Genomic DNA, 15,139 nt, shown 5'->3' on the forward strand with positions numbered 1-15,139 from the left:
AATGCATATGTTTGATAAATGGATTCAACTTTTTTGTATTTTCCTTCAGAAATTGCCTTGTGATTTTTTCTGATTTTTATCAACTCTTGATAGTATTTGTAAATTGATTTTTCAATTTTTATGTCTTTGTCATAAAAATTACTTACATTTCCAAAACCTATCCATGGCTCAACTGTGGAAAATCCGTGGAATGGAGCATCTTCTTCCCAAGCAACTGGCGTTCTACCATCATCTCTGGATCTCTCTGAGACAATGTGAAGAGCTTCTTCAGGAGTTTTACCTTCATCAATTAGGATTTTGTAGTAGTTTTGGCTTTCAACATCGATGTATTCCTCAATAGTGTCAAACCTTGGGTTTGAAGTACCTATCTCTTCACCTTGATAAATGTAAGGTGTACCACGCATCATATGTGTTAAAGTCGCTAGTAGAGTGGAAGATTCATAGTGGTAATTTATATCATCAGTAAATCTTGATATTGCTCTTGGTTGATCGTGATTGTTGAAAAACCAAGCTGACCAGCCACCATTCTCTTGCATTTCTCGTTGCCAATCATCAAATAGACCAAATAGTTCATCCCATCTTACTTCATCAAGCACCCACTTTTGACCATCTTTATAGTCCACCTTTAAATGGTGGAAATTAAAGACCATGGAAAGCTCTTTTTCATGTGGATTAGAATATAGAATACAGTTTTCAATTGAAGTGGAACTCATTTCTCCAACAGTGATTAAATCGCTAAATCCACCTTCTCTCGCAAGCTCTTTTAAGTATACATGTATCTTTGGTCCATCTGTGTAAAATCTTCTGCCATCACCAATATGATCGTCCTCAAAACTTTCTGGTTTAGATATTAAATTTACAACATCAAGTCTAAAACCAACTACACCTTTGGATTTCCAAAAATCTACAACATCAAATATTTCCCTTCTTAAATCAGAATTTTCCCAATTTAAGTCCGCTTGTTTCACATGGAATAGATGTAAATACCATTTATCTAATTCTTCAACATATTCCCATGCATTGCCCCCAAATTTTGAAACCCAATTTGTTGGAGGCCCGTCATGTGATTCTTTGAAAATATAGTAATCTTGATATTTTTTATAGCCTTTTATTGCCTTTTGGAACCATTCATGCTCAGTAGACGTATGATTAAACACCATATCAAGCATGATTTCTATTCCTAAAGATTTTGCTGTATCCATCATCTTATCAAAATCTTCAAAGGTACCAAACATTGGGTCAATTGACTTATAGTCTGCAACATCATAACCATTATCATATTGTGGTGATTTGAAAAATGGCGTGATCCAAACAATATCTACACCCAAATCTTTTAATTGTGGCAATCGTTGCGTGATACCATTCAAATCACCAATTCCATCACCATTAGTATCTTGAAACGATTTAATATATATTTGATAAACTACTTTATCCTTAAAATCCATAATCACTCCTTCCTAAAGCTCTATCAAAATAAGGAGTTCTAAAAAGAACTCCCCATTTTATTTCTTAATTATAATTTATGCTATTTCGTTCTTTTGTCTTTTTGCAAATACAACAGTTAAGATAATTGGCACAAAAATAGCAATTGCCATAGCTATCCAAACAATTGGCCATTTATCAAAGTTAAATGATAAGAATCCTGGTATACCACCAACTCCAATTGCATTTGCACCTGTGTTAGTCACCACCACAAATACTGCTGCTAATGATGATCCAATCATAGCCGCTAGGAATGGATATCTTAACTTAATATTTACACCAAACATCGCTGGTTCAGTAACACCTAACCATGCTGAAATCCAAGATGGTACAGCAACTTCTTTGTGATTTGTATTTTTTTTCTTTAAATATACTGTTGCAGCTACTGCAGACCCTTGAGCTATGTTTGATAACATAACCATTGGCCATAATAGTGTTGTGCCGTACTTAGCAATTAGTTCCAAGTCGATGGCATTTGTCATATGGTGTAAACCAGTGATAACCAATGGTGAATATAAGAATCCAAATACTGCTGCAAATAACCAGTTGAATGTTGATGTAAGTCCTGAATAAACTACTGATGATATTGCAGATCCAATCTTCCAACCAATTGGTCCCAAAATTGTGTGTGCTACAATTATTGAAATCAATAGCGCAAAGAATGGTACAAATATCATTTGAACCACATCAGGAATAATCTTCTTAAAGAATCTTTCCAAATAAGCCAATGTAAATCCGGCTAACATCGCTGGTATAACTTGTGCTTGATAACCAATCATATTTACTTGTGCAAAGCCAAAATCCCATTTTTGAATATCAGCTGCTGCAGTTTTTGCAACATCATAAGCATTAAGTAATTGTGGTGATACAAGTGTAATACCCAACACAATACCTAAAATTTGAGTTGTACCCATTTTTCTAGTTACTGACCAAGTAATACCCACTGGTAAGAAATGAAATATCGCTTCACCAGGTAGCCATAAGAAATGGTTAACCCCATTCCAAAATGTTGACATTTGAGTTATGGTTTGTGTACCGCCTCTTAAGTTAAAAGTACCGGCTGCATCAAACATCTTAACCCCTTCTAAGATATTTCTAAACCCTAAAATTAGCCCACCGACTATAATTGCAGGTATAATTGGGGCAAATATTTCTGCTAAAGTTGACATTACTCTTTGTAATGCTGTTTGATTTGACTTAGCATCTGATTTTGCTTGCTCTTTAGAAACTCCCTCAACTCCTGAAACTTCTGTAAAATCATTATAGAATAAATCAACTTCGTTTCCTATAATGACTTGATATTGTCCCGCTTGAGTAAAACTTCCCTTTACAGGTTTTAACTCTTCAATTGCTTTAATATCCGCTTTTGATTCATCATTTAAGACAAATCTCATCCTTGTCACACAATGTGTAACCGACTTAATATTTTCCTTCCCGCCAACAAGCTCTAAAAGCTTTTTAGCATCTTCTCTGTATTTTCCCATACATCCTCCTCGCACTTGTACGTACTAGTATTACACTTTGATAATATCATATGAGAAAATATATTACAATATGAAATCCTTTACATTTTACCTCGTGGCGTATGTTTCAAATCTAAATTTATCATATCTATGTTTAGAAATTGTCGCTTGAAATAATTCATTATCCTTTGTAAATGTGTAAGATGTTACATTTACAAGCAAATCATTCTCTGATAAATTCAACAATTCATAATCCACACTTGTAGGCTTTTCTACAGTCACGATTTTTTTCGAATATCCTATTTTAATACCTAAATTTGTTTCAATAAATTCATAAATACTATTTTCACAAACTTTCCTCGTCAAACCCTGTATTTTATCAGCATCTAGATAGTCAATATCAAGCACAATATTTTCATTTTCAATCGATCTTACCCTAACTATTTTTACACAATTATCAAATTTTGACGAAAAATCATTATTTTCTTTATAGTTATATTCCAAAGAAATTAATTTTGTTTTCGCATTGAGCTTATCTTTTTTATTAAGCTCTTTAAATGACTCAATTTTAGACGCAGGGAATGTATACTTATTTCTCAACTTAACAGTTGCTTGCTTTCCTCTACTTTTATTTATGTAATTTTCTTGCTCAAGCATTGCAGTTGCTTTTCTTACAGTATCTCTCGAACACTTATATTTCATTTGCAATTGTGACTCTGAAGGTATATATTCTCCCACTTTCAACTTTTTTGAGTCAATATCATTTTTAATATCTTTATATATTTGCTTATATAAAGCTACCATACATCACCTCTCAGTCATTACTTCACATTTTTTATTTTCGCATAACAAATCGGTATGCCCATATTTCTCCATTTAGCTTCATATTCTGTTACAATATTATCTGATTTATCTTCACGTTTCAGATCTGTCGTCTCTTCTACAATCTCAAATCCCATTTTTTCATAATATTTTATACTCGCTTCAAAAAACTCCCTATTATCAGTTTTTTGCTCAATCTCACCACCATTCTTAAGAATGGATTTATATATTTTTAAGAAATTTGGATGAGTTAGTCTTCTTTTGTGTTGACTTCTTTTTGGCCAAGGATTGCTAAAATTAACATATATCTTATCAACTTCATCCTCTTCGAAAAATTCTCCCAGTTTTTGTGCAATATCCTTTATACCTCTAATATTTGCCAAGCCGCTTTCCTCGAACTTTCTGCCTGCATAAACAAATGCCTTCGCATCAAATTCAATAGCAACATAATTTATATCTGGGTTATTCTCAGCCATTACATTTGTAAACTTCCCACGTCCTGCACCAATATCAAGATGAATGGGATTATCATTTCCAAAGACTTCTCTCCATTTCCCCTTATTTTCTTTCGGGTCAAAATATACCAATTCATTTTCTTCCAACTCTGGAATGGCCCACGGTTTAAATCTTAATCTCATAATTCACCCCTTGTCTATAATATATCATTAATTATACAATAATTGTTTACATTGCTCCATTTTCTTTATTACTTTGTTATAATAAAGGTAGCATTTAAATTAGGGGGAATGATGAAATTAATAGGAATTGATTTAGATGGCACTCTTCTAAATTCAGATAGTAAAATTAACAAGGAAAATATTGAAGCATTAAAATCTATTGCAAATGAGGATGGATACTATGTTTATATCTGTTCAGGCAGACCACAGGATAATATAAAAGAATTACTTGATAAATATGATTTAGATCTACCACGCGTTGGTTCAAATGGTGGCGTTGCATATGAAGGAGATAAAATGCTCTTCGAATTTCCATTTAGTAGAGAAGCTGCATTAAAAGTTTACGAAGTGATAAAATATTATCCTTACCTAACCTATAATCGAATGGGCCGTTTTGGAGAAACTGACCACCTAGAAAAACTTGAACATTTATTTAATATCGCTAAAGATGTACTAACACAATCTGAATTAAAATCTTTTGATAATTACAAGAATGGGCTAAAATTCCATGAATTTACTGATTTTTACAAAATGTTAGATGATAAAAATCTTCAAATACTAAAATTTTTCATGTACATGCCTATCGATGAAATAAAAAAAACTATTCAAAGTAAATTGGTTGGCAAAAAAGGTATAAACTGCACAGAATCCGAATCAATAAATATTGAAATAGTACCCGATCATGTAAATAAAGGTAAAGTTTTTGAACATCTAGAAAAATACTTAAATTTAGAAAACTCAACAAGAATAGCCATCGGCGACAGCCTAAACGACCTAGAAATGTTTGAAATGGCAGACTACAGCTTTGCAATGGAAAATGCCCATCCGGACATAAAAGAATTAGCAGATTATCAAGTAGCAAGCAATGATAACCATGGCGTAGCTGAAGCAATAGAGATAATTAAAAAAATATAGGATATAATAAATGAAGATTATAAAAACTCTAGATTATAAAAAATGGCCAAAACTTTTTCAAGCAATGGAAATAGCACCAAAATATTAACTATTCACTATGGTGCTAAAAAAATTTAGTGAAATTAGCACCTAAATAAAAATTCTTCAATATGGTGCTAAAGATTCTTAAAAAAATCTAGCACCAAATTTTATAAATCAAGAGATGGTGCTAAAATCATTCAAAAAAATTAGCACCAAAAATAAAAATTTAAGATATGGTGCTATATTTATATAAAAATTACAAGGAGTAAAAATGAAAGCAAAAACTCAATATGCTATAATCTTATCTTTGATAATATTTTTAGCTGTTATATTAATGAATACAACATTTCCACTTAAAAATACCATTTGTCTTTTATTATTTTTGATAGCTGATTTTTATTATGATAAAAAAGTACACTACAAACAAAATAGCACATTTTTTATTTTTTTATTAGCAATTAGCCTTATTATACCTGGTGTTCTAATGGTCTATTTAAAAATGGATTATCTAGTTTTCGGCCCAATCGTAGATGCTTTTATAGTTTCAACAATTAGTTTTGTTTTATTAAATTATTTTATATATGAATGATTTTAATATATATTTTTGGGCAAAAATCAATTTTGAGTGGGAATGGTACTTAATTCAATATTTTTGAATTTGGTTCCAAAACAATTGCTCAAAACTTGTACTAAATTTTAAAATCACAATTTTAGTTCCAAAATATTTTAGCAAAATTGGTACTAAATCAGAAAAAATTAAATTTAGTTCCATAAATTTAGATAAAAGATTGGTACTAAATATTAAAATTTCTAATTTAGTTCCAAAACCGATTAAAAATAATGGTACTAAAAATGGAAATATTAAATATAGTACCAAATGTCACAACTTAATACATTTTTTAGTATCTCAATCTACCAAAAAAGGAGCTGTTGCAAAACTTATTTCAAGTCTACAACAACTCCATGTTTTATACTTATTTCCCTAAAACTTTTCTTCCACTTTCGCTAATATCTTATCAACAGTGAATCCAAAGTAATCAAATGCATCTTCTGCTGGTGCTGATTTACCGAATGTTTCCATTCCTACTAGTAAACCATCAAAGCCTAAATATTTGTACCATGCTTTTTCAGAGGAAGCTTCAATTGCAATTCTGTTTTTAATGTCTTTTGAAAGAACTGATTCTTTGTATTCGTCAGATTGTTCTTCAAATAGTTCTAATGATGGCATTGAAACTACTCTTGCTGATTTTCCTTGTTCAAAAAGTTTTTCTGCTACACCATATGCTAAGTGTAATTCTGAACCTGTCCCCATTAATAGGTATTCTGGGTTTTCGCCAAAGTCTTTAACAATATATCCACCTTTTTCTACTTCCATGCCTGTACCTTCAATGCTTGGTAAAGATTGTCTTGAAAGTATTAGTGAAATTGGTCTTGTGCATTTTTTAATTGAATATGCCCAAGCAGCGGCTGTTTCTCTATTGTCAGCCGGTCTAATTGTAATTGCATTTGGGATTGCTCTTAACATTGGCAATTGATCAACAGCTTGATGTGTTGGTCCATCTTCACCAAGACCTATACTGTCATGTGTAAAGATGTAAATTACTTTTTGTTTCATTAATGCAGAAAGTCTAATTGCTGGTTTCATATAGTCTGCAAATGATAAGAATGTTGCAACATATGGTTGTAAACCACCGTGTAGTTTAATACCATTTGCCATTGCAGACATTGCATGTTCTCTTACACCGAAATGAATATTTGGTTCTTGTGGAGTATTTTTTGAAAAGAATCCTTTGCCATCTAATGTAGTGTTATTTGAGCCAGCTAAGTCAGCTGAACCACCAAATAGGTAGTCTACATTTTTAGCAATTCTATTTAACGCTTTTCCTGAAGCAGCTCTTGAAGCCAAATCTTTATCATATGACATAAACTCTTCTTCATTTAAGAATGATAAGTCGTAGTCTTCATCTAGAGCTTTTCTTAAGCTTTCATATTTTTCTGGAAATGCCACTTTGTATTTTTCAAACATAGCATTCCATTCTTCCTCATATTTTTCATGCTTAGCAATCACTTCTTCAAGGTAAGATTTCACATCTTCTGCTACATAGAAATCTTCCATATGTTCATATTCAAGATTTTCTTTCATTTCTTGAATATCGTCTTTGTTAAGTGGATTACCATGAACAGCTGAAGTGCCCGCTTTATTTGAACCGTAGCCAATTACAGTGTTTACTTTAATAAATGAAGGTCTTTCTTTTTCATTTTTTGCTTCTTCAATAGCTTCTTTGATAGCCTCAACATCTGTACCATCTTCTACTTCAAGTGTGTGCCATCCCAAAGCTTCGTATCTCTTCTTAACATCTTCAGTAAATGCGATGTCTGTACCACCGTCAATTGTGATATTATTTGAATCATATAATAAGATTAGCTTATCCAATCCCATAGTCGCTGCTAAAGAAGACGCCTCATTTGATACTCCTTCCATTAAGCATCCATCTCCGGCTATCACATATGTATAATGATCAATAACCTTAAAATCATCAGTATTGTATTTTGCTGCTAAATGTTTTTCAGCCAAAGCAAAACCAGTAGCCATTGCTACACCTTGGCCAAGAGGTCCAGTAGTCACTTCAACCCCGTCAGTTTCTCCAAACTCAGGATGACCTGGTGTTTGAGAATCTAATTGTCTAAAGTTTTTTATTTCATCCATTGATAGATTAAATCCATATAAATGCAATAATGAATATTGCAATGCTGATGCATGCCCAGAAGATAAAATAAATCTATCTCTATTTATCCATTTTGAATTTTTTGGATTATATTTCATAACATCATTAAATAAAGCATAACCCATTGGCGCTTGCCCAATTGGTGCCCCCTGATGCCCAGAATTAGCTTTTAATACCATTTCTGCAGATAAAAATCTAATAGTGTTAATAATTTTGTTTTCCATGATATTCCTTTCTAAATTTTACTCTCCAAGTAATTATATCTTAAAAAAATATAAGTGTCGACACTTGGGAAATACAATATTTTATTTACCAAGCTCTTCCTTGTATTTTTCCCAATCATTTAGAAAGTCATTTAGTCCTTTATCAGTCAACACATGTGACCACAATTTAGGGAATAGTTTTCCCGGAATGGTTGCTATATGAGCCCCCGCAACCGCTGCGTCCTCCACATGACCAATATGTCTAACTGATGCTGCAATTATTTCAGATTCAAAAGCATAATTATCAATTATTGTTTTCAAATCTTCAATCAATTCTCTGCCATATTCTCCCATATCATCTATTCTTCCTAAGAATGGACTAATATATGTCGCACCTGCTTTCATTGCCAACAATCCTTGTGCCGCTGAAAAAATCAATGTACAATTTGTCTTAATCCCTTCTTTAGATAAAATATTTATAGCTTTTAATCCATCCTCAGTCATAGGAATCTTTACAACAATATTATCCGCCCATTTTGCAATCTCTCTAGCCTCTTTAACCATCTCTTCAGACTTTAAAGCAGTAACCTCTGCAGAAACTGGTCCCTCAACAACAGAACAAATTTCCCTAATCACTTCTTCAAAATCTCTTTTTTCTTTAGAAACCAAAGTCGGATTTGTTGTAACCCCATCACATAAACCAAGATTATTTATTCTCTTTATCTCTTCTACATTAGCTGTATCTACGAAAAATTTCATAATTTGCTCCTTTATTTTTGACCGTAATATGCATTTGCGCCATGTTTTCTATAATAATGCTTATCTTGAACCTCTTTCGGTGTTTCTTTAGCTTCCTTATTTATAGATTCAGTAAACATAGCCATTTTTGCAACTTCTTCTAATACTACTGCATTGTGCACTGCATCAAACGCATCTTTCCCCCAAGTAAAAGGTCCATGATTTTTAAGTAAAACAGCTGGAATTTTAGTTACTTCTTTATCTTTCATAAATTCTACTATTAATTTACCAGTGTTTTTTTCATAATCTTCATCAATTTCTTCTTTTGATAAATTTCTTAAACACGGAATCTCACCATACATATAATCCGCATGTGTTGTACCAAAAGAAGGAATATTTCTACCTGATTGTGCCCATGATGTAGCATAGGTAGAATGGGTGTGGACAATACCTTTAATATCTGGAAATGCTCTATATATTTCTATATGAGTTTTAGTATCTGAAGAAGGATTTAAATTTCCTTCAATTATATTTCCTTGTAAATCTAAAACTACTATATCTTCTGGTTTCAAATCTTCATATTTTACACCACTTGGTTTAATTGCAATATACCCAGTATTTTCATCTCTTTCACTTACATTTCCCCAGGTAAATTTTACTAAACCACTTTTAGGTAAAAGCATATTTGCATCATATACTCTTTTTTTCAATTCTTCATACATAAAAATCTCCTATAAATAAACCTTGTCTAGTAAATTTCTAGCAAAAAGACATTGTGATTTAATGATAGACTCGTAATCTTCCTGTCCTAAATGCCAAAATTCTGTTACAAATCTATTTATTTTCGTCTCTTTTGCTAATTTTATTATCTCCTCAAAATTTACTAAGCCCTCACCAAAATGCATATTTCTATATTTCCCAGGCTCAGTTTCTTTTAAATGCATAGCAAAAATTTTCCCATTTCCTGATTTAATATCATCTAATATAGAATGCTTATATTTTATTGCTGCATTATTTAAGTTTCCGCAATCAGGATAAACACCTAAATACGGAGAATCTATCTTTTTAACATATTCCATAGATTTTTTCACAGTATCCATAAACTCTGTTTCCATAGTTTCAAATCCAAGTATGATGCCTTTTTTAGAAGCCATCTCTACTACAGTTTTTAACCCTTCTTCAAAGAGTTTTTTTGTTTCTACGTCGCCTTTATCGTAGTAAACATCATATCCCGCTAACTGTATTATCCTTATACCTAAATCATCTGCTAAATCTATAGCTTTTTTTGCAATTTCAAGACTTTTGTTTCTAATCTTTTCATCTTTTGATCCCAATGGATATTTTCTATGCCCGCTTAAGCACATTGATCTAATTGGTAATCCAACTTGATACATATCTTTTATCAAAGATAATCTTTCTTCTTTCGTCCAATCAAGTCTATTCAATCTAACATCTGATTCATCTATACTTATTTCTAAAAAATCATAACCTGACTCTTTTGCAATTTTTAATTTTTCTAAAAAAGATAATTCATCCGGAATAGCTTTCTCATAAATACCTAAACTATATTTCATAAATTCCTCTATTCTATAGTATAAATACAAGCTTGATTAGTTTCTCTATGTGCTGCAATTAATATAAACTTTCCATTTACATAAAAACTACTTACATTAGCAACTCCAACATCACTATCTATGTCATATCTTACATATTTTTCATTTTCATACTTAAGAGCAAATAAATCCCTCTCACCACCTCTATGACCAACAAATAGCACGGGTTTACCATCAATGTTATTTACATGTAAAGCATGTAAAAATCTAAGAGGTTTTTTATATGAATAAACTTTTTCAAAATTGTTTTTTTCTACTTCTTTATATATATCTAAATGATCCCCATGAAATTCAGAAAAAGTTACCAATTCATCTTTTCCATCATTATCTAAATCATATAAAATTGCATCAGAAGTTGATTGATCTAAGATTTTCTTTACTTCCCATTCTTTATCTTTCCTAGGAGGATAAACTTTAAATACTCCCTCTACAGAAGTCACAACGGCATATTCCTCTCCATTATTAATAACTTTGGAATATCCGTGATTTTTAGTTAAGTTTTCCGCTATAATATCTAATTTTAATTGATTGTTTTCATTATACTCTTCTAAATTTTTTGGCAATTTACAGCCATAAATTTTTCCAGGATTATTCCAATCATTTTTAAATTCAAATCCAGATTTAATAGTACACGCGATTAAATAAAACTCATCTCCAGATTTTAACAAATCAAATCTATGAACAAATGGTAAATCACATATCAATTTCATATCCCATTTTCCATTTACTTTCTTAAAACGTACTATTTTTGCATCATAACCATCATTTGGTGAATAAAACTTATATGTAGTTAAAAAGCTTTCCTCTTCATTTGGAATGGGTACGATTGACATAACTCCACCTTCACCATCCCATATTGTCTCTTCCATCTTTCCATTTTCATCAAATAAAACTATTGGACCTTTTTTTTCTGTACCAACAATAAATTTTTGTTCACCATTAATTTCAACTGGACAAACAGAATATGCTTTTGTCATATCTGCAATCTTCTTTTTTGTAAAATTCATTCAATTGCCCCCTTGATAAGTTTCAAAAATTCTTTTTTATCTTTTTGTTTAATTAGATTATCTACCAATGTTCGATCCTCTAGTATAGAACTTAATTCCATTAATAAATCTAAGTGCCCCTCTGAATCTTCAGCAGATAAAACAATTATCATCTTAACTGGATCAAATTCTTCCGCACCAAATTCAATAGAATTCTCTAAGGTAGTAAAATATAATCCTGTCTTTACAGCTCCATCTTCTGGTCTCGCATGTGCTAAAGCAATATTTTCTGATAGTACAATATATGGACCATGTTCTACCACGCTATTTATCATGCTATCAATATAATTTTGTGTAATATACCCTCTTTTCAAGAACTCTTGTGAAGCCTTAATAATAGCCTCTTTCCAATCCACAGCCTTTAAAGATAGCTCTATATCTTCTAAACTAATATCTTTTAGTGTATACATTTAAACCTCTTATATTATTTAGAATAGAGACTGCAAAACACAGTCTCTATCTATTTTTATAGTCCCGCTTCTGAAGCTTTCATTTTTATCTCATCAACTGATAGAATATTTCTAATGCCAATAACTTTAACCCCAAGTTTTTTTACATCTTCAAAGTTTTTTTCAAAAGCTGTACTACATACAACCAAATCATAATTTCTAGAAGTATTCTTACCTTCAGATAAAGATGTGTGTTTTACTTCTGCTTCAATATTCAAATCTTTAAGTGCTTGTTTAACTTTTTGAGCCATAAACATACTTGTGCCTGCCCCATTTGCACAACAAACTAAAACTTTCATTTCTCCTCCCGATTTTAGTTATTATTTATTTTGTTTTCTTCTCTTGTATTCTTGATAATCTGAAGTTAATAAGAAGTAATCTTCTTTTTCTCTTCTATATCTTAATTGAGGTATTATAATTAAGATTATTGCTATTAATCCTACACCTGCATATCCTAAATATTTCATTATACCTGTGAATGCTGGCCATACTGTAGCCCAATCAAACATTCCTAGGTATCCGCCATAACTTGCTAATCCAACCCATGAAGCAATTAAAGCAGAACCAAAAACTTGAATTAATCCACTTAAAAACGGACATATTATTGCTGCTAAAATACCACCTTTATTATTTGAATAAACACCTATTGTTGCATTATCGAAAAATACAGGTACAAATCCAGCTATAACGATAGTAGGACTCTTTAATAGGATTAAAATAGCAATCGCTAAAAATTGTCCTAGTGCCCCAGATAAAAATCCAATAGTTATAGCATTTGGTGAACCAAATCCAAAAACTGCAGCACAGTCAATCCCTGGAACAGCTCCTGGTAATAGTTTATTTGAAATACCTTGGAAGGATACAGTTAGCTCAGCAACGAATGTCCTTACCCCCAATTGTAGTATAGCTAAATAAACAGCAAAGTGGAATGATACACTTAAAATGTAAAAGAAGAATGATTGATTAGGTTTCATAAATTCAGCTTTCACTAAATAATCTTGTCCTAAGACTAATAGTATTCCACCAAAAAATAGTGTCATCAGAATTGAAGTTGAAACCATATTATCATTAAAAATTGATAACCAACCTGGTAACTCTATGTCTTCTAATCTTTTACTTGATTTTGAGCTTTTTCCAATAAATGTAGCTAGTTTACTCATAAAATATACACCAAACATTTGTTGATGAGCTAAAGCAAACCCTGCACCATCTGTTAATTCTTGTGTTGCTTTTATTGTTAAATCAGACCCAACAGCCCAGTATAATCCTAATAATAATGCCATGATTATCAAAATAGGTGTCTCACCTAAATCTGGGAAGCAAAATAATACTAACCAAAACGCTATTGCTGCCTGTTGCATTTGTACATGACCTGTTGTAAATACAGCTCTTAATTTTGTAATTTTTTGTAATCTAACAAGAATTAAATTAACAATAAATGCTACTAATAATAAAATCATAACTTGCGAAAATGATTTTCCTATTTTCTCCATAGCCGCTTGTACAGCATTTTGTCCAAAATATGGATCAATTACCATAGCTGAAAGATTAAATCTTTCCTTTAGTCCAACTAAAATTGGTCTAAAAGTAGTAACTAATCCGCCCGAACCAACCGCTAATATGAAATATCCAACAGTTGCTTTTACAAAACCAGATAAGCATTCGTACCATGGTTTCTTTAGTAAAATATATCCGATTAATACCATAAACCCTATAAAGTAAGCTGGTTGTGTAATAATATTATTAACTATAAATTTCCATATATTTAATAAAATGTCCATAAATTTCTCCTATATGTATTTTATAAGAATGCTTTGAAAGGTAGATCAGGATCTATTGTAAATGCATCCTCAAAACCTCTTCTATACATGTACTCTAAATCATCTTTATTATCAGGATAAACGAACTTTCCTCCTGGTTGCCATATGTATGGTTTGAATTCATATTTCATTCTATGTTTTTTATAATTCCATAATAATGTTATTTCTTTAGGATCAGCCATAAAATTTGACCAAATATCATGATGGATTGGTATAACAACTTTTGTTCTTAATTCTTCAGCTATTCTTAAAACATCTGAAGATGTTAATTTATCAGTCATACCTCTAGGATTTTCACCATATCCAACAATTGCAACATCTATCTTGTTTTCATTTCCATGTTTTACAAACCAATTTGAATGATGTGAATCTCCAGCATGATAGATGTTTCCACCATCAGTTTCAAATAAATAATTTACTGCCATATCTTCCATCTTTGGAGGTAGATTATCTTTTAAAACTACATCTTTATCAACCGTTAATAGCATTGTTCTATCAAAAGAGTCAAACATTTTTATTTTAGTATCTTTTATAATGATTTCATCTCCTGGTCTTACTGTTACTAATCTATCTTCTGGTACACCCCAACTTCTCCAAATATCCGTACAAGTCTTTGGACCGATAAATTTAGCTTCTTTATTATTTTGACATATTGCTGAAGCCACATTTATATCAATATGATCACTGTGTGAATGTGTCGCTAAAATTGCATCAATCTCCTTAATAGCGAAAGGATCAATTACACAAGGAGTTGTCCTTAAGTTTGGTTGTAAAGCAACACATCCAACCGCTCTTTGATGTTGATGCTTTTCTTTCATTAATTTATTTGCTTGAGTTTTTTTACCAGTACTCACCCATAAATCAACACAAAGATTTGTACCTCCCGAAGTTTTTATCCAAACTCCCATATTTCCTAACCACCACATTGCTACTTTTCCCTTTTCTACCACAGTCTCTTCGATTTCTTCGTTTAACCATGTTCCCCATTCAGGAAAAGTTCCTAAAATCCATTTTTCTCTTGTTACGTCTTTTATACTAGGCATAACAACCTCCTTAATTTGTTTTTCATTTATGCTGTTTATAATATATTATAGAAATCGTTATCCTTCAATATGTTTTACTTACTTTTTTATCCTATTTCAAGTATTTATATGTTGTTTTATC

At 31.4% G+C, this 15,139-nt stretch carries 15 protein-coding genes; 2 read left to right on the forward strand and 13 right to left on the reverse strand.

The features are described from left to right. The 4 genes from HMPREF9709_RS09330 to trmB form a co-directional block, all read right to left on the reverse strand. Positions 1 to 1,445, reverse strand: a 1,445-nt coding sequence (locus HMPREF9709_RS09330; protein ID WP_005399380.1) for an alpha,alpha-phosphotrehalase, incomplete at its 3' end; no start/stop codon positions are given. A gap of 75 nt (positions 1,446 to 1,520) precedes the next feature. Continuing rightward, the gene (gene treP, locus HMPREF9709_RS09335; protein WP_005399381.1) at positions 1,521 to 2,966 is read right to left on the reverse strand and encodes a PTS system trehalose-specific EIIBC component; all 1,446 of its coding nucleotides are present in this window, start codon (positions 2,964 to 2,966) and stop codon (positions 1,521 to 1,523) included. An 87-nt stretch (positions 2,967 to 3,053) separates the two neighbouring features. Continuing rightward, on the reverse strand, positions 3,054 to 3,749 hold the full coding sequence (locus HMPREF9709_RS09340) for a UTRA domain-containing protein (protein WP_005399382.1): 696 nt from the start codon (positions 3,747 to 3,749) through the stop codon (positions 3,054 to 3,056). Positions 3,750 to 3,766: 17 nt separating this feature from the next. Then, positions 3,767 to 4,405 (reverse strand): tRNA (guanosine(46)-N7)-methyltransferase TrmB, encoded by a 639-nt coding sequence (trmB, locus tag HMPREF9709_RS09345; RefSeq protein WP_005399383.1) that lies wholly within the window; start codon positions 4,403 to 4,405, stop codon positions 3,767 to 3,769. A gap of 111 nt (positions 4,406 to 4,516) precedes the next feature. On the opposite strand from trmB, the gene HMPREF9709_RS09350 reads away from it, so the two are divergent. Both HMPREF9709_RS09350 and HMPREF9709_RS09355 read left to right on the forward strand, forming a co-directional pair. Continuing rightward, a complete protein-coding gene (locus HMPREF9709_RS09350) occupies positions 4,517 to 5,359 on the forward strand; it encodes a Cof-type HAD-IIB family hydrolase (RefSeq protein WP_005399384.1) in 843 nt (280 codons plus the stop codon). A 292-nt stretch (positions 5,360 to 5,651) separates the two neighbouring features. Then, entirely contained in the window at positions 5,652 to 5,969 is a 318-nt protein-coding gene (locus tag HMPREF9709_RS09355) for a hypothetical protein (RefSeq protein WP_005399385.1), read from the forward strand. A 393-nt stretch (positions 5,970 to 6,362) separates the two neighbouring features. On the opposite strand, the gene tkt is transcribed toward HMPREF9709_RS09355, so the two are convergent. The 9 genes from tkt to ulaG all read right to left on the reverse strand — a co-directional run bounded on the left by tkt (position 6,363) and on the right by ulaG (position 15,018). Then, positions 6,363 to 8,330 (reverse strand): transketolase, encoded by a 1,968-nt coding sequence (tkt, locus tag HMPREF9709_RS09360; RefSeq protein ID WP_005399386.1) that lies wholly within the window; start codon positions 8,328 to 8,330, stop codon positions 6,363 to 6,365. Positions 8,331 to 8,411: 81 nt separating this feature from the next. Further along, positions 8,412 to 9,068 carry a fructose-6-phosphate aldolase gene (gene fsa / locus HMPREF9709_RS09365; protein ID WP_005399387.1) on the reverse strand — a complete coding sequence of 219 codons (657 nt, stop codon included), beginning with the start codon at positions 9,066 to 9,068 and terminating at the stop codon, positions 8,412 to 8,414. A gap of 11 nt (positions 9,069 to 9,079) precedes the next feature. Beyond that, positions 9,080 to 9,769, reverse strand: a complete 690-nt coding sequence (locus HMPREF9709_RS09370; protein WP_005399388.1) for an L-ribulose-5-phosphate 4-epimerase — start codon at positions 9,767 to 9,769, stop codon at positions 9,080 to 9,082. Between the two features lie 9 nt (positions 9,770 to 9,778). Continuing rightward, positions 9,779 to 10,621: an L-ribulose-5-phosphate 3-epimerase gene (locus HMPREF9709_RS09375; RefSeq protein WP_005399389.1), complete on the reverse strand. Its 843-nt coding sequence runs from the start codon at positions 10,619 to 10,621 to the stop codon at positions 9,779 to 9,781. 8 nt (positions 10,622 to 10,629) lie between these two features. After that, positions 10,630 to 11,667: a hypothetical protein gene (locus HMPREF9709_RS09380; RefSeq protein WP_005399390.1), complete on the reverse strand. Its 1,038-nt coding sequence runs from the start codon at positions 11,665 to 11,667 to the stop codon at positions 10,630 to 10,632. Next, positions 11,664 to 12,116: a PTS sugar transporter subunit IIA gene (locus tag HMPREF9709_RS09385; RefSeq protein WP_005399391.1), complete on the reverse strand. Its 453-nt coding sequence runs from the start codon at positions 12,114 to 12,116 to the stop codon at positions 11,664 to 11,666. The genes HMPREF9709_RS09380 and HMPREF9709_RS09385 overlap by 4 nt, the downstream gene beginning before the upstream one ends. A gap of 56 nt (positions 12,117 to 12,172) precedes the next feature. Next, entirely contained in the window at positions 12,173 to 12,454 is a 282-nt protein-coding gene (locus HMPREF9709_RS09390; protein WP_005399392.1) for a PTS sugar transporter subunit IIB, read from the reverse strand. A gap of 21 nt (positions 12,455 to 12,475) precedes the next feature. Continuing rightward, the gene (locus tag HMPREF9709_RS09395) at positions 12,476 to 13,936 is read right to left on the reverse strand and encodes a PTS ascorbate transporter subunit IIC (protein WP_005399393.1); all 1,461 of its coding nucleotides are present in this window, start codon (positions 13,934 to 13,936) and stop codon (positions 12,476 to 12,478) included. 20 nt (positions 13,937 to 13,956) lie between these two features. Beyond that, positions 13,957 to 15,018: an L-ascorbate 6-phosphate lactonase gene (gene ulaG / locus HMPREF9709_RS09400; protein WP_005399394.1), complete on the reverse strand. Its 1,062-nt coding sequence runs from the start codon at positions 15,016 to 15,018 to the stop codon at positions 13,957 to 13,959. Between the last annotated feature and the right edge of the window lie 121 nt (positions 15,019 to 15,139).

Source organism: Helcococcus kunzii ATCC 51366 (genome assembly GCF_000245755.1).
Lineage (GTDB): Bacteria > Bacillota > Clostridia > Tissierellales > Peptoniphilaceae > Helcococcus > Helcococcus kunzii.